Annotated in this window: 20 protein-coding genes and 2 pseudogenes; 14 read left to right on the top strand and 8 right to left on the bottom strand. The window is 60.0% G+C overall.

Annotated elements, in window-relative coordinates; genetic code table 11:
• Positions 1 to 198: 198 nt before the first annotated feature.
• Positions 199 to 543, bottom strand: coding sequence for a hypothetical protein (locus AC3WLT_RS20555; protein ID WP_492593527.1), 345 nt, complete (start codon positions 541 to 543; stop codon positions 199 to 201).
• Positions 544 to 728: 185 nt separating this feature from the next.
• Between AC3WLT_RS20555 and AC3WLT_RS20550 the strand changes: the two are divergent.
• The 3 genes and pseudogenes from AC3WLT_RS20550 to AC3WLT_RS20540 form a co-directional block, all read left to right on the top strand.
• Positions 729 to 1214 (top strand): annotated as a pseudogene (locus AC3WLT_RS20550) (IS3 family transposase); the annotation flags it as partial.
• Positions 1211 to 3319, top strand: a complete 2109-nt coding sequence (locus tag AC3WLT_RS20545; protein ID WP_492593526.1) for an acyltransferase family protein — start codon at positions 1211 to 1213, stop codon at positions 3317 to 3319. The pseudogene AC3WLT_RS20550 and the gene AC3WLT_RS20545, both read left to right, overlap by 4 nt.
• 1191 nt (positions 3320 to 4510) lie before the next feature.
• Complete coding sequence (locus AC3WLT_RS20540) at positions 4511 to 5248, top strand: transporter substrate-binding domain-containing protein (protein WP_492593525.1); 738 nt, start codon at positions 4511 to 4513, stop codon at positions 5246 to 5248.
• A gap of 38 nt (positions 5249 to 5286) precedes the next feature.
• On the opposite strand, the gene AC3WLT_RS20535 is transcribed toward AC3WLT_RS20540, so the two are convergent.
• Entirely contained in the window at positions 5287 to 5892 is a 606-nt protein-coding gene (locus AC3WLT_RS20535; protein ID WP_492593524.1) for a hypothetical protein, read from the bottom strand.
• A gap of 236 nt (positions 5893 to 6128) precedes the next feature.
• Between AC3WLT_RS20535 and AC3WLT_RS20530 the strand changes: the two genes are divergently transcribed.
• Positions 6129 to 6755 (top strand): tyrosine-type recombinase/integrase, encoded by a 627-nt coding sequence (locus AC3WLT_RS20530; protein ID WP_492593523.1) that lies wholly within the window; start codon positions 6129 to 6131, stop codon positions 6753 to 6755.
• Between the two features lie 345 nt (positions 6756 to 7100).
• A complete protein-coding gene (locus AC3WLT_RS20525) occupies positions 7101 to 7583 on the top strand; it encodes a lipocalin-like domain-containing protein (protein WP_492593522.1) in 483 nt (160 codons plus the stop codon).
• Positions 7584 to 7931: 348 nt separating this feature from the next.
• Here the strand turns inward: AC3WLT_RS20525 and AC3WLT_RS20520 are convergent, their stop codons facing one another.
• Complete coding sequence (locus AC3WLT_RS20520) at positions 7932 to 8429, bottom strand: ester cyclase (protein WP_492593521.1); 498 nt, start codon at positions 8427 to 8429, stop codon at positions 7932 to 7934.
• Between the two features lie 472 nt (positions 8430 to 8901).
• Here AC3WLT_RS20520 and AC3WLT_RS20515 point away from each other — a divergent pair, with 472 nt between their 5' ends.
• Positions 8902 to 9528, top strand: coding sequence for a tyrosine-type recombinase/integrase (locus AC3WLT_RS20515; RefSeq protein ID WP_492593520.1), 627 nt, complete (start codon positions 8902 to 8904; stop codon positions 9526 to 9528).
• Between the two features lie 354 nt (positions 9529 to 9882).
• On the opposite strand, the gene AC3WLT_RS20510 is transcribed toward AC3WLT_RS20515, so the two are convergent.
• Complete coding sequence (locus AC3WLT_RS20510) at positions 9883 to 10302, bottom strand: winged helix-turn-helix transcriptional regulator (RefSeq protein ID WP_492593519.1); 420 nt, start codon at positions 10300 to 10302, stop codon at positions 9883 to 9885.
• A gap of 112 nt (positions 10303 to 10414) precedes the next feature.
• Here AC3WLT_RS20510 and AC3WLT_RS20505 point away from each other — a divergent pair, with 112 nt between their 5' ends.
• Genes AC3WLT_RS20505 through AC3WLT_RS20490 form a run of 4 tightly spaced genes read left to right on the top strand, consistent with a single transcriptional unit; the run spans position 10415 to position 12403 of the window.
• A complete protein-coding gene (locus AC3WLT_RS20505) occupies positions 10415 to 10690 on the top strand; it encodes an NAD(P)H-binding protein (RefSeq protein ID WP_492593518.1) in 276 nt (91 codons plus the stop codon).
• Positions 10691 to 10744: 54 nt separating this feature from the next.
• Entirely contained in the window at positions 10745 to 11617 is an 873-nt protein-coding gene (locus AC3WLT_RS20500) for an NmrA family NAD(P)-binding protein (protein ID WP_492593517.1), read from the top strand.
• 37 nt (positions 11618 to 11654) lie between these two features.
• Complete coding sequence (locus AC3WLT_RS20495; protein WP_492593516.1) at positions 11655 to 12068, top strand: DoxX family protein; 414 nt, start codon at positions 11655 to 11657, stop codon at positions 12066 to 12068.
• A 44-nt stretch (positions 12069 to 12112) separates the two neighbouring features.
• On the top strand, positions 12113 to 12403 hold the full coding sequence (locus AC3WLT_RS20490; RefSeq protein WP_492593548.1) for an aldehyde dehydrogenase family protein: 291 nt from the start codon (positions 12113 to 12115) through the stop codon (positions 12401 to 12403).
• A 331-nt stretch (positions 12404 to 12734) separates the two neighbouring features.
• Here AC3WLT_RS20490 and AC3WLT_RS20485 read toward each other — a convergent pair whose 3' ends face one another.
• The 4 genes from AC3WLT_RS20485 to AC3WLT_RS20470 all read right to left on the bottom strand — a co-directional run bounded on the left by AC3WLT_RS20485 (position 12735) and on the right by AC3WLT_RS20470 (position 15618).
• A complete protein-coding gene (locus AC3WLT_RS20485) occupies positions 12735 to 13304 on the bottom strand; it encodes a YdeI/OmpD-associated family protein (protein WP_492593515.1) in 570 nt (189 codons plus the stop codon).
• Between the two features lie 297 nt (positions 13305 to 13601).
• Positions 13602 to 13862, bottom strand: a complete 261-nt coding sequence (locus tag AC3WLT_RS20480; protein WP_492593514.1) for a transcriptional regulator — start codon at positions 13860 to 13862, stop codon at positions 13602 to 13604.
• A 167-nt stretch (positions 13863 to 14029) separates the two neighbouring features.
• On the bottom strand, positions 14030 to 14347 hold the full coding sequence (locus AC3WLT_RS20475) for a hypothetical protein (RefSeq protein WP_492593513.1): 318 nt from the start codon (positions 14345 to 14347) through the stop codon (positions 14030 to 14032).
• A 329-nt stretch (positions 14348 to 14676) separates the two neighbouring features.
• On the bottom strand, positions 14677 to 15618 hold the full coding sequence (locus AC3WLT_RS20470) for a LysR family transcriptional regulator (protein WP_492593512.1): 942 nt from the start codon (positions 15616 to 15618) through the stop codon (positions 14677 to 14679).
• A 105-nt stretch (positions 15619 to 15723) separates the two neighbouring features.
• On the opposite strand from AC3WLT_RS20470, the gene AC3WLT_RS20465 reads away from it, so the two are divergent.
• The 4 genes and pseudogenes from AC3WLT_RS20465 to AC3WLT_RS20450 all read left to right on the top strand — a co-directional run.
• A complete protein-coding gene (locus AC3WLT_RS20465; protein ID WP_492593511.1) occupies positions 15724 to 16563 on the top strand; it encodes an SDR family oxidoreductase in 840 nt (279 codons plus the stop codon).
• A gap of 57 nt (positions 16564 to 16620) precedes the next feature.
• The gene (locus tag AC3WLT_RS20460; RefSeq protein WP_492593510.1) at positions 16621 to 17094 is read left to right on the top strand and encodes a (2Fe-2S)-binding protein; all 474 of its coding nucleotides are present in this window, start codon (positions 16621 to 16623) and stop codon (positions 17092 to 17094) included.
• Positions 17095 to 17104: 10 nt separating this feature from the next.
• On the top strand, positions 17105 to 19351 hold the full coding sequence (locus tag AC3WLT_RS20455) for a xanthine dehydrogenase family protein molybdopterin-binding subunit (protein WP_492593509.1): 2247 nt from the start codon (positions 17105 to 17107) through the stop codon (positions 19349 to 19351).
• A pseudogene (locus AC3WLT_RS20450) lies at positions 19326 to 19501 on the top strand (ABC transporter substrate-binding protein); the annotation flags it as partial. The gene AC3WLT_RS20455 and the pseudogene AC3WLT_RS20450, both read left to right, overlap by 26 nt.
• Positions 19502 to 19516: the final 15 nt, after the last annotated feature.

The raw sequence follows: 19516 nt of genomic DNA, 5'->3' as shown, positions 1-19516 counted from the left end.
GCCTTGGCCTCGCGTTCAGCGACGAATCCGTAGCGCCGATGCTCGGCAAGTATAGCCGCCTGCGCCACTTCGTCTGTTACATGACCTTCCGCTTGCGCTTCGTTTCGACGCTCGGTGTCATGCTTGCATTCGCCGTCGGAGTCTGGGTCGGTATTGATCGGGCCGATGCGTATTTCACGCTGGCAGTCAGCGCTGTCCTCATCGTCGAGCCTGCGACACGGCCGTGTAGAGATCGTGGAACTTGTGGCCGATGGCGGCGTGCAGCCGGTTCCACGCCTGCCAGAACGTGACGGAGGTGTCCGGCTTGCGGTGCAGCAGACAAGTCGCCCGCACGAGGTGGTCCGAAACGCCGCTCGCGCGGTCCATGGCGCCGAGCTTCTGGTCCAGCACGCCAGCGAAGGCAAGCAGATTGTTACGCTGGTTCTGCAGGGCAACGCGCGTCGCACCGATGCGCGATGGATCCTCCGGTTCGCGCCGATGAAGTTCCTCGACGATGAAGTCGACATTTCTTATCGCTTCTGTGGGGCAGCGCACGAAATACATCGCGGGCCTATACATTTCCCTAAACTTTTTACGTCACAATCGTACGTAAAAGCAAACGAGAGAAAGAGCAACGGCACCTTCGCTTTTTCTGGTTATTTATCGAGATGAAATATGCAATGATCGCCGCGGAATCAGCGGAGCATGTCTGAACCCCGCGCGAGCAGACGTTCCGGCAACCCTGCGGCGGGCTCAAGGACCTGTTCAGCGGAGAGCTGGTCGGTTACGCGATGAGCGAGCGTATGACCAAGCATCTGGTGATGCAGGCGGTGTTTCGGGCGGTCGCGTCGCACCGACCGCCGGCCGGTCTGATTCACCACACAGACCGCGGCAGCCAATATTGCGCGCATGCTTACCAGAATCTTGTCAGCCAGTTCGGCATGCAAGCCTCAATGAGCAGACGAGGAAACTGCTTTGACAACGCATCGATCGAATCATTTTGGGGCACGCTGAAGAGCGAGTTGGCCTATCGTCGGCGGTTCGCCAGTCGGCAGCAGGCGCAGCAAGAGATCACGGAATACATCGAGATCCTTTATAACCGGCAGCGGACACAAGCGCAGCTTGACTATCTGTCTCCCGCGGTTTTCACGCAGCGTTTCTACTTGAACAAGATCGCTGCTAAACCCGTTGGCGTCCACGGATTCCGACCGACCTCATTAACTCTCATGCCATGAATCCACGCCATAACGCTACTACTGCGCCGCAACTCACCCGTCCTGCGCACGCGGCATACATCGACGGTTTGCGTGCGGTCGCAGTGTTGTCGGTCATCGTTTATCACCTGTACGCGCAGTGGTTACCCGGCGGGCTTGCGGGGGTCGACATCTTTTTCGTGGTTTCCGGGTTTGTTGTCAGCGCATCCGTTGGAAACCTCGAATCGATGCAGTTTTCGCGCTTCGTGTTCTATTTCTATTCGCGTCGAGTGCAGCGGATCGTGCCAGCGCTCGTGGTGTGCCTGCTGGTGACCGGCTTGTTTTCAGCACTGTTCATTCCAAACGCGTGGCTGAGCGATACCAACAAATACACCGGCTTCTTTGCTTTCTTTGGGTTGAGCAATCTGGTGCTCGCGATGACCGGTGATGACTATTTTTCGCCACGCGTCGAATTCAACCCGTACCTGCATACCTGGTCGCTTGGCGTAGAAGAGCAGTTTTATCTGATCTTTCCGTTGCTTTTCTTCATGTGGGTGAGCAAACGTCCGAGAAAGACGCTTTGCGTTGTTCTGTTCACCGGCGGGCTCGCTCTGTCCGTGTTGAGCGCATGGTGGCTTTCGAGGCGAAATGACGGGCTCGACTTTTACCTGATTCCAGGGCGTTTCTGGGAATTGGCATCCGGTATCCTGCTATACCAGTTGCTCGCGCTCGCGAAGCGCCCGCTCGGCGTGATCGACCGCAATGGGACGCTGGGTTCGATGGCGTTGCTCGGTGGTTCGCTGGTGCTGCTTGCGGCCGGTTTCAAGGTCTTGCGCCCGGAGCAGCTTCCTTTTCCGGGAGCGCTGCTGCCGGTTGCCGGCACGCTTGGCGTACTGTACGCGCTGCACGGAAGAGTGCCGCGGGATTGGCTGCACAGGCTGCTCATTTCACCAGCGGTGACTTTCGTCGGCAAGATCTCATATTCGCTTTATCTCTGGCACTGGCCTGTGATCGTGCTGCTGCGGTGGACGACGGGGATCGATGCGCCTGTCTGGCGCCTGCTTGCGGCCGTACTGACCTTCGCGCTGGCGACAGCGTCCTGGTACTACGTCGAGAATCCTGTGCGGCGCTCGGCGGTCCTGAAAGGCATGCGGCGTCCCGCTCTCGTAGGTGCGGGCTTAGCTACGTTGACGTGCGGAGCGCTGTTGTGGCTCGGCATTCAGGCAGCCCAGCTGAATCTGTCGCTGAGCGTGGTGTCACAACGTGCCGACGACTGGTATCCGAGCCGCCCCCTTGAGCCCAGCAATGACGGATGTCTGGACACGTGGAATAGGACGAAGCTCAACGGGGGGCGCGTATGGACATATTCACGTGCGGGATGTTCGCTTCCGGCGACCTATCGCGGGCGCCTGTACGTGATCGGCGATTCGCACGCGATGGCCTACAACAGGATGTTGCGCGAATTCGCCCGGGATACTGGCGTGAAGGTCTTCGCGTACAACAATGGAGGCTGTCCGTTCATTGTTTTGCTGCCGCGCAAACAAGATGAGGTGGCGAGCTGTGCGCCGGGGACGGATGCGGCAATCGCTCAAATCGAGGCGCAGGTCAGGCCCGGTGACGTGGTCTTCATGCCTTCGCTGCGGCTGCCACGTTTCTCCGACGAGTGGGCCCGCTTCGACGACTCGAGCGCTTGGGGCTACATGTTTGGTCCAGAGGCCGTGCAAAGCCGGGTAGACGGCGTGCGAGAGGCCATTCCAATCTTGCAGAAACTGGCAGCCAAAGGGGCGAAGGTCATCCTGGAGGGGCCGACACCCGAGTTTCGGAGCCAGCCGTTCCGATGTTCGGACTGGTTCAATCGCGACAATCCCATCTGTTCCGGCGGCGACCGCATCGCCCGTGCGGATCTGGAAGCCTTGCGGGCGCCGGTGCTCGAATCCTATGCGCACATCGTGCAGGCGGTCCCCGAAGTTAGAGTATGGGACCCGTTGCCACCACTGTGCCCAGATTCGGTCTGCTCAACGCACACCGCCGAGGGCCGGCCGCTCGTCTTCGATGGCGATCACCTCAGCGGCTATGCGAACAGGCTTCTGTTGCCAAGCTTTAAGCAGCTCGTCAGCAAGCTTATGGAAGCGGGGTCCGCGAGCTGATGCGGGGAAGAGTTCCGGCGATGGCTGGCGAGGTAGTTAGTCCGAAGATCGAGTACCGGCTGTGCGAGCTTGGGTACTGTCAGGTTGACGGAGGGGGCGACGAATATAATGGGGCATGCAGAAAGGTTCCCTCTCCGTTCTGCCGTCGGCCGATGCACCGGTTTCGTTCAAGGGCTATGGAGTGCCGTTACAACCTATGGGGACTCTCCCTTTTTAGCAAGGTCGGTTCGTTGGTTCATGTGTCTGTTGCCAGGTTCCCCGCCATGGCGGGCATTGGGCATCCACCGCAACGAGGGGCGCAGGGTTATCCACCGCGGCACCCGCGGCCCTTCTCTGGCCCGGGCGGGTGTCGCGGTGGATAACCTGTGAGAAGGCCCTCCCGGTTCATCCGTTCATCGGTAACATTCCCCAGGTCGTCAGGGACACGATTCGGCATCCAGCGGCGAGACAGGCTGCGCACCTATAAACGGCCTTGCTGGGCGGTGTCGTTGCATGCCCGGGCCCGGATAATAACCGCGCAGCAGGACTCCATTCGGGACTCGGTGTACGTTGTCACGTCACCAGGTTGTAGCTCGAGTTCGCCCGCTGCCGGTCTGACCTTGTCGCTACCCTTGCCGTTGCGTCCTTGGTGTGGTCCCCACGTGCGTGGGGATGAACCGTACGGCATTAGCGCGGCCTCGTATGCGAACGACGTGGTCTCCACGTGCGTGCGTGGGGATGAACCGATGACAAAATAGTCGTGGACGGCGCCAATCAAGTTGGCCGACCGGCCGTGCTGCTTGACGCTGTCTAAGTCGCCCGATCAGGCGCGCGAGTGGTCCCAACGCGTTTCCTCCAACGAAGCGTCGGAATCGGCGCAACATTCGCGTGCCATGTGTTCGACTAGCGCCAACTCATCAAGCCACGATTCGCAGCCCGCGTTGTGCAGTGATTTATACCGGCAACGCCCTTGGCAAGGGGAGCCGAGGCTGCGGCGAACCGGTTCAACCTCACCGGTTGCAAGGTATTTCTGGAAAGCGAAAATCCGGCCAGCGTGAGCGTCCGTTTCGGATCAAGATAACAGGCCGTTGTGGGTCGATTACGGGCAACCGCATGAGGCAGTAGTCGGCCAAAAAGCGACATCCACGCAAGTAGAATCGTCAACAATCGGCTCCAGATTCGATTGCCGCACCCATTTCGCGAGACAAAACGATGAAGGTAACGATCGCATACATCGAAGAACCCCCGTTCGGTTGGGCGGAGGTGGATGGTACCGCTACGGGTGCTGACATTGATCTGGCCGACGCGGTTCTTCGGGCGATCGGTGTCACTCGGATCGAGCATCGCCTGACGATGTTTAGTGAACTGCTCCCCGGCGTTGAAGCAGGTCGCTGGGATATGAACGTTCCGCTCTTCGTTACGCCTGAACGCGCGGATATCGTCGCGTTCAGCGTACCCGTATGGGGAATCGCAGACGGCTTCTTGGTTCGGACTGGAAACCCGAAAGCGCTCAATAGCTATGTGTCACTAGCCGCACACCCCGATGCACGCCTTGGCATCATTGCAGGACAGGTGCAACATGATTCGGCGAGGGCATCAGGCGTAAGCGAAGACCGGATAGCCATCTTCGAGCAACAGGCCGACGCTATCGAAGCGGTTCTCTCGGGTGCGATCGATGCATATGCGAGCACAGCCTTGGGAAATCGCATAGTTGCGAATCGGATCGGAGGCTCCATGCTTGAAGCTGTGGAACACGAACCGGGAACGGATCGCAAGCAGCAGAAGCTCCCACTCGGAGCATTCTCGTTTAATAGGAGAAACAGCGATCTGCTCAATGCCGTAAACGGGCAACTTCGTTCATATCTGGGCTCACCAGACCATCGCGCTCGCATGGCGAGATTCGGCTTGACACGTAACGAAATTGATTCCGCTCTCGCGCGTAGAGTTTAAATCGAGCTTCGGCCAGACTGGGGTTCCTCGACTACTACTCACCAACATTGACATTCAGCACCACAACCGGGTGGCATAAGGCACTCAAACGCAACAGGAGGATTGCTTAAGTCATTCGCCTGATACGGGGAAGCGCCTCCACCATGAAGCAAGCGATTGTTCTCCCAGGAATAGATAATTCCCATCTCTCGCTCATGGCAGTAATAACTATGCATGTATAAACTATATCGATCATAAAGAAAGCTATGAACCAATTCTCTAAATTCGAAGGCGTTGGCATAAAACCACTCAGACGGCCTACCGGAGCCGACATGGTTGATGCGCTGATAGTGCCTCTCAAGCATTCCAAGGGCAGCTTCTTCTATTTCATGAAAAATACTTGAATCAGTGCCCTCCTTGACTTTGAAGGCACAAAGCAGGGTGTAAAACGGGTTTTGACTACCACTTGCTCTAGTCCCAAGCGCACCAGTGGTTAGTCCAATCTTGGCGACGCCAGGTTGCCGCGTGCAGACTCCTATGTAGATCCATCCCAAAGTGGAGTTTTCCTGCCTAAACCTCTCCCGTTCAAGATAGGCCGTCTTGTAATCATCATAATCGTCGTCGTTAAAATTATCTTCCCAGTTTTTATCTATCGCCATTTCCAAGCCCCAGATCGAAACAAAGCATTATTTCCATTATTACGCGTGAGGCAACTGCCGGTCGATTGGGTAGTCGAGCACAACCAACCGCTTTGGATCTTGGTGACAGGCGTCACCGTCGGGCACTGTCCGGAGGTCCGTGAGTGACCGCTTTGGGCAGTAGCGAACGGCTCCTAGGGGTCGGTTATCGCCCCCGGTGGTCGGCGCAGACTGGCACTCCCTTCACTTGAAAGGAGATCGTCATGGAAGCGACTACCGTTGTCAGCGCGGCAGGTGTGCCTTGGAATAAAGGCAAGTTAACAGGGCAGAAGCCGCCGCTGAAACTGAAAGAGATCTGGGCGATCCGGAATCGTCTGCAACTGGCAGCGAGAACATGCGATCTTGCGATGTTCAACCTGGCCATCGACAGCAAGTTGAGAGCGTGCGATCTCACCAAACTGCGAGTGCGTGATATCTGCCTTGGTCAGCGCGTTGCGTCACGGGCAACGGTGATGCAGCAGAAGACGCAACGGCCGGTTCAGTTCGAAATCACCGAGCTAACCCGAGATAGTGCGGAAGCCTGGATCAAGGTAGCGAGACTGTCGCCTCCCGACTTTCTGTTCCCGAGCCGCATGCACGGGTCGCCGCACCTTTCGACGCGTCAATACGCCCGCCTGGTGCATCGCTGGATAGGGTCGATCGGGCTTGACGATACAGCATATGGGACGCACACCATGCGTCGAACCAAAGGGTCGCTGATTTACCGCCGCGCGAAAAACCTGCGAGCGGTACAGCTGCTACTTGGTCACACGAAACTTGAAAGTACGGTGCGATACCTCGGCATCGAGGTCGATGATGCGCTCGAGATGGCAGAGCAGACCGAGGTTTGAGCCGCGGTCGGCCGGACGGTAATCGGTCGCTGTTCGGCCAGGAGCGGACAGTCAGCATAGACCCATAGTGAACGCACCCCGCATGGACAGACAGGTAGTTCGTGCCGTTCCTATCAGCATCCTGGATGTAGTAGTGGGTAGGGGTGAAAGCCGGATAGGTTCGTGCCACGATTTGCAAAACAATTCGTACGGAATTAAGCAGGAGAGAGCGGCCGCTTGCCTTCTCGATGCGGTGCACCGAGACAAAATTCGACCACGGCTCCTCTAATTTGCTCTAACTCACCTATCCTGTTTAAGGACGCTTGGGGCTGAGCCCGTGGCGCCAAAACACCTGCGAGGATGACCATGAATAACAGCAACAACCTTTCCGCAGTTTCCGCTTTGCTGCTGATCGCGGCATTCGCATTGTCTACCGGGAACGCAGCCGCGCAGGACGCCAGGAGCGTCGCCGGCACTTATACCCTCGTCTCGGCCGCGCAGTTCGGCGACAATCCGCGCGGCCAGCTGATCCTGGGACCGGACGGCCACTATTCCATCATCCTCGCACGCGCGACGCTGCCGAAAGTCGCCGCGGGTACGCGAGTCAAAGGGACCGCAGAGGAAAATAAGGCGATCGTAGGCGGCAGCATCGCGCATTTCGGCAAGTACACGGTGGACGCGAACGACAAAACCATTACATTCAACGTCGAGGTCAGCACATTCGCGAATTACGACGGCAGTACGTTCAAGCGGGCGTTCAAGGTTTCCGGGGATCAACTGACCTATACCGTCAACGCACCATCGAGCGGCGGTGGCCAGAGTGACGTAGTCTGGGCGCGCGTCAAGTAGCATTGCGCTGAAGCGCGTTCGTTGTTGCATGCCGCAGCCCCGAGCAAGTGGGGCTGGTTTTTATCGATCAGCCCTTTCTGGCTGACGGGCACTTACCGTGCCGATAGTGTTGCTAATTAAAGGTTCCAGGCTCGGATTGAATTCGCATTGCGGGATTATTCGAGCCCTTATCCCGCGGAGGAATCCTGTGGATATGAAGCGGACGCCGCAGGCAAACACCTGCGGCATCAATGTCGCCAAATCTACATGATGGGCATTCTCGGCCGCCAGGAATTCGCTGTGCCAACCCCGTCCTCTGCGAGCGACCCGGCGTGGAGCCCCCTGCTGAACTGACGTCGCCGCCGCCTCTTACGATTTCAATTGCGCCAGCGTGCCCGCGATGTCGCCCATACCCCAGTGCTCCGCGATCTTTCCGTCGGCGACACGAAAGATGTCGCAGGACGTGAACCGCAATTTCTTGCCGGTCGGCGCGATACCGAAATACACGCCCTGATGCGTGCCCTCGTAGACGAAGCTGGCCGCGAACATATCCCCATTGCCCACCATCACCTCGATCGACACGGCGAGGTCGGGCATTCCTTTGAGGCGGCTCGCAAAGTACGCCACCACCGCATCCTTTGGTCGCGTGCCGACTGGCGGAGGCGGCAAGGCGGCAGTTCTCTGGTGATTGACGAAATCGTCTGCGTACAGCGCCGCGAACGCGTCGATATCATGCGCGCTCAAAGTCCCGGCGAATTGCTCAGCGAGAGTCTTTACCATCAGGTCTGGCGCGGCCAGCGACGGCGTCATGACCGAGAATCCGGCACCGGAAATCACCAGGCCGCGCATCATGTTTCGCCTGTCCATGAGCACTTCTTTTCAAGAGTCAGGGAGTACGAGCGTATTCGCCCATTCACGCAGAGTCAAGAATTGTCGACAGCATCAGATGAGCCGCGTTCTCCGGCGTTGGTGCATCGAGGCGATGGCTCCCCGGTAGGATGGTGGTCCACGAAACATGGCGCCCTGGCAATACCGGACAAACTCAACGCTGAACGCCGACACCATATCGAAGTCCAGGTCGCCGCCGTCCTGCATCGTCCGCCGCATCACATGCGTTCATCCATGCCAGCCGCGATGGTATGCACCTAAACCGCGCCAGATCCGACGCGGCGGGCGATCTTCGAGTTCGACAAGCTAATCCGCAGCATCTACACGCTGCGCTACCGTCGTCGCATCCTGAACGGCAGCTTCGGAGCAGGCCGAGTGTCGCTTCCGGGTCGGTTATCGCCCCCGGTGGTCGGCGCAGACTGGCACTCCCTTCACTTGAAAGGAGATCGTCATGGAAGCGACTACCGTTGTCAGCGCGGCACGTGTGCCTTGGAATAAAGGCAAGTTAACAGGGCAGAAGCCGCCGCTGAAACTGAAAGAGATCTGGGCGGTCCGGATTCGTCTGCAACTGGCAGCGAGAACACGCGATCTTGCGATGTTCAACCTGGCCATCGATAGCAAGTTGAGAGCGTGCGATCTCACCAAACTGCGAGTGCGTGATATCTGCCTTGGTCAGCGCGTTGCGTCACGGGCAACGGCGATGCAGCAGAAGACGCAACGGCCGGTTCAGTTCGAAATCACCGAGCTAACCCGAGATAGTGCGGAAGCGTGGATCAAGGTAGCGAGACTGTCGCCTCCCGACTTTCTGTTCCCGAGCCGCATGCACGGGTCGCCGCACCTTTCGACGCGTCAATACGTCCGCCTGGTGCATCGCTGGATAGGGTCGATCGGGCTTGACGATACGGCATATGGGACGCACACCATGCGTCGAACCAAAGGGTCGCTGATTTACCGCCGCACGAAAAACCTGCGAGCGGTACAGATGCTACTTGGTCACACGAAACTTGAAAGTACGGTGCGATACCTCGGTATCGAGGTCGATGATGCGCTCGAGATGGCAGAGCAGACCGAGGTTTGAGCCGCGGTCGGCCGGACGGTAATCGGTCGCTGTCCGGCCACAATCGGACCTTCGTCGACCGCTGCTCATGGACGGTTGGACGCCCGCTGATCCGTCGACAACGGACATTAACCGGGCGACGTGACGCCGGTAGCGCGTTCACAGCCGCGGTTCCGGTCGCAAAACAATTCTGAATGCTGCCCCCGGCCTCCCAAGTTGGCCAAACAGCAAATTCAGATTTCACGGCGGTCTTTTTTTGATTGGTAAGTTGGTCCTCTTTCAGCGGAGGCGACGAGCACGAAACGCGTGATACGTCCTTCCGCGCCATCTGCAAAGCCAGGAGTTTCGCCCCCCACCTCACATCGGGCTGAGCATCTAGCGCGGGACATCACCGGGTGCGCCGTCAAAGCGGACGCGCGCGGCATGGATGTCGGAATAACGACGATCGGCCCAATCGATGAGGGCCGCCATCGGGTCCAATAGGGATTGGCCTAGCGGGGCCAGACGATATTCGACGGTCGGCGGCCTGGTGGGAAAAACATGGCGGGTGATTAGTCCGTCGCGCTCCAGATCGCGGAGTGTCTGAGTAAGCATGCGCTTGGAAATGTCAGGGATGGCCCGGTGAAGCTCGCTGAAGCGCTGCGATCGCGTCGCGAGTTCCATGATCATGAGCATGCTCCATTTGTCGCCGATGCGGTCGAGCACGTCGCGAACCGCGCAGTGTGCGGACTGGGCGTCGCTCAATTGACGTTGATATCGGCTGAATCTCTCGATCGCATTCTGTGCGGTGCTCATTCGGGTTCCCTTTAACTCTTCTGGTAACAAAAAACTGCCTCCTTACGGCGCGAGGCATAGGTCTCTATGATAGACCTGCCCTCAAACATAGACCATTCCTTAAGGAGCTCTCATGTCAGACCCTGTTCCCGCCCGCCTTCTATACCCAGGCTCTGGCGGGCATCTGGGCCGCCGTGTTGTGAAGTTGCTGATGGAAGCCGGAGATTCCAATATCACCGCATCCAGCCGCAGCCCGCAGAAATTGAGCCGCTTCGCCGCGAAGGTTAAAGCAGATTTCAACGATCCAACCACGCTCGCCGCGGCTTTTGCCAGAGTCGAGCGCCTGCTGATCATCTCCATCGATGGGTTGGGCGACATCATTCTTTCCAACAACAGCGTATTTGGATGAATCTCCCGATCGCGAGTTGGCGTTTAAAGGCAATACTAATTTCAGGAGAAACACATGTTTTTGGTAATGGGAATTACGGGACGCGTGGGCGGCGCAACGGCCCAACATCTGTTGGCGCAAGGTAAGAAAGTACGCGCAATGGTCCGCAATCGCGAGAAGGCGACGAATTGGGCGGATCAAGGTGTGGAACTGGTCGACGGCGACTGGAATGATGCGGCCGCCGTCGAACGGGCGCTCGAAGGGGTCAAAGGTGCATTTGTCATGCTGCCGGCTGTCTGGGCACCCTCGCCTGATTTCAAAGAAGCAAAGAGCGTGATCGCGAACTATGTCGAGGCGCTGACCAAGGCAGCGCCGCCGCGGGTGGTTGTGCTCTCGTCGATGGGTGCGAACAGAACCGGCGGGCTGGGGATGATCACGGCCCTGTCGCTTCTGGAGCAAGGATTTCGCCACCTGACATTGCCGACCGCCTATGTGCGAGCCGGCGGGTTTTTCGAAAACTTCCTTTACGGCTTGCACGTTGCCCAGGGCGGCACGCTCCCCGTCTACTACAACCCGACGAGTCGGAAATCGACCATGGTCGCGACCGACGATATCGGCGCCGAGGTGGCGACGCTGCTGACCGGGCCGGCGTGGTCCGGGCATCGCGTCGTCGAGCTTGGCTCGATGGTCAGCGCGGATGAAGTCGCGGCTCAACTGGGCGAAGTCATGCAGCGCGACGTCAAGGCCTTTGCCATCCCGCGGGTCGGGTGGGCGGCAGCGTTCGAACAGTTCGGCATCCCGAAGGGGCAGACCGGACCGGCCGAAGCGATGTTCGAGGCCGTCAACGCGGGCTGGATGGACCTCGGCGTCGAGGGTACGGAGCATGTCGCGGGCACGACGTCGCCTCGCGACGTCTTTGCGGCGGCCCACAAGGCCGCTACGCCATGAACTGCGGCATTCACACCAAGAAAGATCGAGGTCTAACATGAAGGTTTTTATTTTGGGTGCAACGGGCGGCACCGGACGGCTCTCCAAGATTTCCTGGCGCCAAGTATTACCTTTGGTTCTCGCCGCTTTTTTCGTCGTGGGATCGCTCAGCAACATCGTCGGCCCGCGATCCATCATTGAGGAATACCTGAAGTGGGGATATCCGCACTGGTTCCATTTCGTGACCGGTTCGCTGGAACTCATGACCGCCGTCCTGCTGGCGCGGGCACGGACGCGGCTGTGGGGCTCGGCGCTCGGCTGCACCGTGATGTTGGCTGCGCTCGCGACCGTCGCACTCCACGGCGAATACGGGCATGGGGTGGCGCCGCTTGTCGTGGCGACACTGTCGATTGTTGTCGGCTGGATCGCTTGGCGCAAGCGACTCGCTGCCGGTTCCATGGCACGGGCCTAAACTTTACGCGGCTCTGAAGAACTTGAAAGCCTGCCGGAAATGCTATTACCGGTCCCATTGTTCCAATCATCGCTTATGACGATGTGGAAGATGTGATCGCGCGTGCAAACAACAGCCCTTTTGGATTGTGCGGTTCGGTGTGGGGTCGCGGCACGAAGGCAGCAGCTGCTGTCGCGAATCGTCTGGAGACGGGTATGGTACGGGTGAATGAAATCCACACCCAAGGCGTCGATATTCCGTTCGGAGGCCACAAGCAATCCGGCCTTGGCACGGAACATGGCTTTGAAGGCCGGCAGCTCTTCACCAATCCGAAAACTGTGTTGGTCCGGAAGTAGATCCGCTCAACGCTGATGCAAGGCACGACCTGCGCATTGTCGTCCACGGGCAATCGTGAACGTACTGGCGCGTTCCCGGCGGGGGGAGAGGCAGCCCGGCTCCCCCCGCAAGTTTTTGGCTCCCAATGTCCCCTGAACCGCAAGAAGCCGTCGTTCAGCCGCCGTGAAGCTCAACGGCCGCTCAGGGTCGCGTGCTGTCGATCGTCGTCAGGCAGGGACCGGCCAGGAGCGGCCCCTCGGGCGTGTACCCGCGAATGATGACTGCTCGGCCGAAGCGGTCATTAGAGGTTACATGTCCATTCGGCAAAATTTCCGTCAGAAGTGAAAGGATCTAGGGATAGAAGGCTTCGCCACGGTTCAGCATGTTGACGAACTCCTCGATTTTACGCGCCCGTGTTTCTGGCTTTTTGGCATTCTGTACGCGAAACAGGATGGCATAGCGGTTGCGGCTATTCAGTGTTGAAAAAAACGTCTTGGCTCCCGGATTTGCGTCCAAGGCTACCTGTAGGTCGCCCGGCACTATCGAGTTACCGGCCGACGTGTAAGCTGCCTCCCAGCGGCCGTCCTTCTTAGCTTTCTCGATCTGCCTCATGCCAGGTGGGCGCATTCTGCCTGCGGCAATTAGCGCTTCAGCCCTGTCTTTGTTAAGTTTGGACCAGATGCTTTTTGCGGAGCGTGGAGTGAAGCGTTGCAACCAGTATTTCTCGCTCTCGGCCTGTTTTTGACCATCAATCCAGCCATAGCAGAGGGCGCTTTCCAACGCCTGTTCGTACGTTACGGTTGGCTGCTCGGCGCCTTTTTTCGCTAGGCGCAGCCATGCTCCGGTCGAAGTGCCGCCGTTTTGCCCTAACCAGCCTTCCCATTCGGTCTGGCTGATAAACGTTAGAGGGAATTCAGTCATGTCACTATGCCGAATGGTTGGAGTTCTGTGCGGGGGTGCTTCGTCCGCAGTCTAGCAGCGTTTATACGGACCTCAACGTCCGGTGTTCGGCCGAAGACCGGACGCATAGTAGCCACTCGCCGGCCGGCCGTCTTGGGTCGAGGGCCGTCGGTGCCGACGGCCGCAACCCTGCCAGACGCAGCCGGTGGGCCGGAGACGAAGCTGTTCTGCCGAGTGCGGCTTGAATATGCCGCTTTTTGTCCGAGTACCCGCGTGGCCAAGTCATCTTTCACCTGCACTTCGATAGCATTCGAACTCTCATTCCGGCCTGTTGAAGACGCCCGCTTCGAGATCTTTCGTGAAATGCTGTAGCCAATCGCTTTCGTCGCCGATCACGTATTCCTTCGTAACCTGCGTCGATAGCCGGGCTATGGTGACGTAGCCCTGTAGACCAAGGTTCTCGTCACCTTTCGGGTCCGTCGTATCTGTTTCCAGAAGAGCGAAATCGCTTTCTGCCAAACCACTGCGCTCCAGGGTCGCTAGAAAGTCTTTGTGTTCATCCGGTTCGATCAGCCGCATGTTCGGCCCCCTTGTGTTCAACGGAGACGTCGTGGAGCCCTATCGTTATGGGGACCGACGACACCCGCTCAAGTGTGGAAATCTGCGCACCGCACCCATGAGGTACGCGTCGTAATCGCCCCCGTATCGGTGCTGCCAGGAAGCAAGCGTCGTTATTGCTTGCCGTTCTATCGCTTGGGCCCTTTCATGCTTTCCGACTCCATGGCCGCATTCCGTTCCTCGCTCGCCTCGATGGGTTCCATCGCTTCGTCAACCGACGCCATTGCGCGCTCGGCGGCAGCTTTCGTTTCGTCTGCCGGGGCATCGGGTTCGTCGTTGCCGTCACCTGGGGGCTGCAGCATGTCTTTGAGCATCGCGTTCAGTTCAGACGTATCCCACGGCAGGCCACGCTGCGTTCGGACCTTTATGTAGTGTCTTACTTCCGCGTCCTGTTCCGCGGTAAGCGGCAGCCCTCGGAAGGTGCTTGTAGGGTCAGAGTTTGTCATGGCTTTCTCCTGCTTCGATTGCTCTTTCAGTGTAGCCCCATTGCAACCATGAAAGCCGTAATAGCAGGCCGCTTGTGCCCGCTCTTGAAAGGGATCGGATGCCGTGGCAACGACAGGCAACAGACGGCCACAAGCGGCCGATCACGTTCGTGTAACGGTTGACCATTGATTGGGGCAAACCGGCCATTCGAATTTTGCATCCTGATTCGAATGGCCGTCGGTACAGTCGGCGGTTTTTTCCACCGTCTAATGGTCGCGCGATGCCAACCTTCGTCCGGAACTTATCGGTCCGACGCAGACTTTTGGTCACCGAAAAAATGGACGTACTACTACACGTCTGTAGCGGGCACGGTCGCTGACATTCCAATCGTCTCGGGACTGGAATGCGCCAGTACGTAGTTCACCAGAGCCTTCAGCTTGGCAGGCTGCTGCCGCCTGCTCGGGTAGTACAGGTAGAACCCGGGAAACGTCGGTGAGAAGCTGCTCAAGACGCGTTTCAACTTCCTGGCCCGGATGTGAGGAAGCGCGAGCTGCTCGAACGTGTACGCCAGTGCAATCCCATCCAGCGCAGCCTCAACCGAGAACAATGAGTCGCTGATCGTGAGATTGCCGCTGATCTCGTACTCGACGATACGGCCGTCGACCTCGAGCTCCCACTTGTGAATGGCCCCGCTGCCTGAAAACCTGAACCGCACACAGTTGTGGTGTACCAGATCGGAGGGGTGCTGTGGAACGGGATGCTCCTTGAAGTACTCGGGCGATCCAACGATGGATACCGCAACCGGGCCACCGAGAGGCAGGGCCACCATGTCCTTCTGGACACTCTCCCCCATTCGAACGCCTGCATCGAACCCTCTTTCGACGATGTCCACGTAGCCCTCATCATTGGTCAGCTCGACCTGGACGTCCGGGTAGGCTTTCAGGAACCCGGCCAACAGCGGCTGGAGGACCATGGCGGTCGAGATTCGCGCTGCGTTGATGCGCAGGACGCCCGATGGCCGGCCCTGAAGCTCATGAAGCTGCTCTCCGGCTTCTAGCACGTCGCTCAACGCCGGCCCAATCCGGGTCAGGTATGCCTGTCCGGCTTCAGTGAGGCTGACGCTGCGCGTGTTCCGGTTGAGAAGCCTGACGCCGAGCCGGGCCTCCAGATGGCGGATCGCCTGGCTGAGCGCAGAAGGCGAGACCTCGAGCGCTGCCGCGGCGGCAGAGAACCCGCGGTGCTCTGCGACCTTCCAGAATGCGAGCAGTCCATCAAGCTGGTTGAGTCTCATTCTTTGAAGAATATCTTCAAACGGTATTCAGTACTAGGGTGTTTTTCTTCTCAATCGATCTGCCTAGAGTGGAGGGCATTGAAAAGGAACGGAAGGAGATCGAGCATGAGCAAGGTCTGGTTTATCACGGGTGCAGGGAGCGGTATCGGCACCGGCACGGCTAGGGCCGCGTTGAAAGCTGGTGATCGCGTCGTCGCCACGGGCAGGAACCTGGAGAAAGTGCGCAATGCCTTGCGCGACCTCGCCGGCGAGAACCTGGAGGTTCGCCGGCTGGACGTCTCCGACGAGGCCCAGGCAACGACCGTGGTGGACGAAGCGCAAAAAAAGTTCGGTCGTATCGATGTAGTCGTGAACAGTGCCGGCTACAGCCTTCTGGGCAATTTCGAGGAATTGGGAACGCAGGACATTCAACAGCTGTTCGCGACGAACTTCTGGGGCGTGAGCAACGTGATGCGGGCAGCGCTGCCGGTCATGCGCAAGCAGCGCTCAGGCAACATCATCAACGTCAGTTCCGTGGCAGGCGCTGTCGGCCTGATGCACTGCGGCGCCTACAGTGCGAGCAAGTTCGCCGTGGAGGGTCTTTCGCTCGCTGTGGCTGAGGAGGTCGGAAAGTTCGGGATCAAGATCACGGTGGTCGAGCCTGGATTCTTCCGCACGGATCTGCTGGACGCAGCCAACGCCAAGTGGCCGGACAAACGGATCGACGATTACGCAGCCGCCGAGGTCAGCGCCGAGGCGATGTGGTCTCTCTACGCCGGCAGGCAACCAGGCGATCCGGACAAGCTCGGCCAGGTGCTGGTAAAGCTTGTGGGCATGGACACTCCGCCCAGAGTGTTCGTGGCCGGAAGCGATGCACTGGCGGCGGTCGGGCCGGCTGTGGAGGCTCGATTGAAGGCAGTGCACGCCTTCGAGGCGCTTTCGAGGTCGACGGACGGCAGCTTCTGATCGCGAGGCGAGTTGCCCTTGCCACGACACACCTCACCTGCGAAGGACTGACCCATCATGAGCACGCTCCACGTCAACGGTCGTGAGCACACGGTCGACGTCCCCCCGGACACCCCCATTCTTTGGGCCTTGCGCGACACGCTGGGCATGACCGGCACGAAGTTCGGCTGCGGCGCCGCGCTGTGCGGCGCCTGCACGGTGCACCTGGACGGGCAGGCCATCCGCTCCTGCATTACGCCGATCTCGGCGGCCGAGGGCAGGCAGATCACCACCATCGAAGCCACCACCGACGGCAGCGACAAAGTCGGCGCCGCCGTGCATGCAGCGTGGGTCAAGCACGATGTAGCGCAGTGCGGCTACTGCCAAAGCGGCCAGATCATGAGCGCCACGGCGTTCCTGAAGTCGCTGCCCCGCGGCAAGCAACCTACCGCCGCCGAGATCGACTCGGCCATGGCCGGCAACATATGCCGCTGTGGCACCTACGCCCGCATCCGCGCCGCGGTGGCCGACGCCGCCAGGGCCCTCGCTTGAAGGAACCGCCATGTTGCCCAATTTCGACTACAGCGAAATGCCGCGCGCGCTGCAGCGCCTGCTGACCCGGGGCCAAGCCGACGAAGCCGCCACGCTGCCGCGCCGCAGCTTCCTGAAGCTGGCGGGTGCCGGCGGACTGGCGCTTGGCGTGTTTCCCTACCTGGCCATTGGCCAAACCACCGGCAACGGCCAGGCGGCCAGCGCCCTGAAGCCAACGCAACAGCCATCGGCCTTCGTGCAGATCTCCCCGAATGGCGAGGTCACGGTGACGGTCAACCGGCTGGAGTTCGGCCAGGGCGTGCAGACTGCGTTGCCGATGATCCTGGCCGAGGAGCTCGACGCGGACTGGAATCTGGTGCGCAGCCAGCACGGTTCGAACGACGCTGCTTACGTTGACCCGCTCTTCGGCATTCACCTCACCGGCGGTTCCCATTCGGTCAAGAACAGCTTCACGCAGTACCGCGAGCTTGGCGCGCGTGCCCGGGCAATGTTGCTGTCCGCGGCGGCAGCGAGCTGGAACGTGGACGTTGCCGCGCTGCGCACGCAAGCCGGGACGGTGCTGGGCCCGGGCGGTCGCAAGCTGACCTACGGCGAACTGGCCGAGGCCGCGATGGCGCTGCCCGTGCCCGAGAAGGTCACGCTAAAGAACCCCACGGACTTCCGCATCATCGGCCGCCCCACCACACGCCTCGATGCGCGTGCCAAGAGCAGCGGACGTCAGGACTTCGGCATCGATACACACCTGCCCGGTCAGCTCACCGCCGTGGTGGCGCATCCGCCCGTGTTCGGCGCGCGACTGACCACGGTGGACGACAGCGCCGCGCGCGCCATCAAGGGAGTGAAGGCAGTGCTGCGCGTACCGCTGGACCGCGGTGGCGAAGGGATGGCCGTGTTGGCCGACGGCTATTGGCCGGCGAAGCAGGGACGCGATGCGCTGAAGCTGCAGTGGGACACGGCCTCGGTGGAGAAGGTGAACAGCGAACAGTTGCTGGCCCAGTACCGCGAGCTGGCCGCTCGCCCCGGCCCGCGCCAGTTCGACGCCGATATGGCACCGCTGGCCACTGCCCCGCACGAGCTGGAAGCCGAGTTCGTGTTCCCCTACCTGGCCCACGCGCCGATGGAGCCGCTGAACTGCACTGTCCAGCTATCGGACGGGCACGCCGATCTGTGGGTCGGCACCCAGTGTCCAGGTCTGGACGGTGTCGCGGCCTCGCGCGCGCTGGGTCTCAAGCCCGAGCAGGTGAAGATGCACGTGCAGATGGCGGGCGGCGGCTTTGGCCGGCGTTTCGTGGGCACGAGCGACTACGTGGTCGAGGCCTGTGAAGTCGCCAAGGCCGCTCGCGCCGCTAGCCTGAACGTGCCGGTGCGTACGCTCTGGAGCCGCGAGGACGACATCAAGGGCGGCTACTATCGCCCGATGCATCTGCACCGCGCACGCATCGGCTTCGACGAGCGCGGCAACGTGCTGGCTTGGGACCATGTCATCGTCGGGCAGTCCATCACGTCAGGCACGGTATTCGAGCAATTCCAGGTGAAGAACGGCGTCGACGCCACAGCCACAGAGGGCATGCGCGGTCCTTACCCGCTGCCGATGCGCCTGACCGTGCACCACCCCACGCCCAACGTGCCCGTGCTGTGGTGGCGCAGCGTGGGTTCCACCCACACTGCCTTCGTGATGGAGACTTTGCTTGACGATATCGCGCGCGCGACCAGGCAGGATCCGGTGGCTTACCGCATGCGCCTGTTCGGCGACAAGCACCCGCGCCACCGTGCCGCGCTGCAACTGGCGGTCGACAAGAGCGGTTATGGCAAGAAGCAGTTGCCCAGCGGCCGCGCCTGGGGCGTGGCCGTGCACGAGTCCTTCGACTCGGTGGTGGCCTATGTAGTGGAGGCCTCGGTGCAAGAGGGGCATCCGGTGCTGCATCGCGTCACCGGCGGGGTGCATTGCAACCTGGCCGTGAACCCGCGCAGTGTCGAGGCCCAGGTGCAGGGCGCGGCGGTCATGGGGCTGTCTATGTGTCTGCCTGGCGCCGCCATCACATTGAAGGACGGTGAAGTGCAGCAGAGCAACTTCGGCGACTTCACCGTGGCCCGCATCACCGACATACCGGAGTTCGATGTCCACATCGTGCCCAGCGCCGATGCACCCACCGGCATGGGTGAGCCCGGCATGCCACCGCTGGCGCCGGCGTTTGCCAACGCCATCGCACGGCTGACCGGCAAGCCGCAGCGCCAGTTGCCGTTCAACCTGGCCTGACCCGATGCAGTCAGCGGCGGATATCCGCCCAGACGGAAGCATGATTCACGATATGTATCTGATGCGGGTTAAAACGCCTGCCGAGCCACTATCCCTGGCGAGCAGGCCTTTACCACCAAGGCAGAGACGCGCTGCAAACTATGGAATTAATTTCTCGTATTTCAG

This window comes from Paraburkholderia sp. FW306-2-2C-D06C, assembly GCF_058781505.1.
The sequence above is the reverse complement of the archived record's forward strand: the minus strand, read 5'-3'. Positions and strand labels throughout refer to the sequence as shown.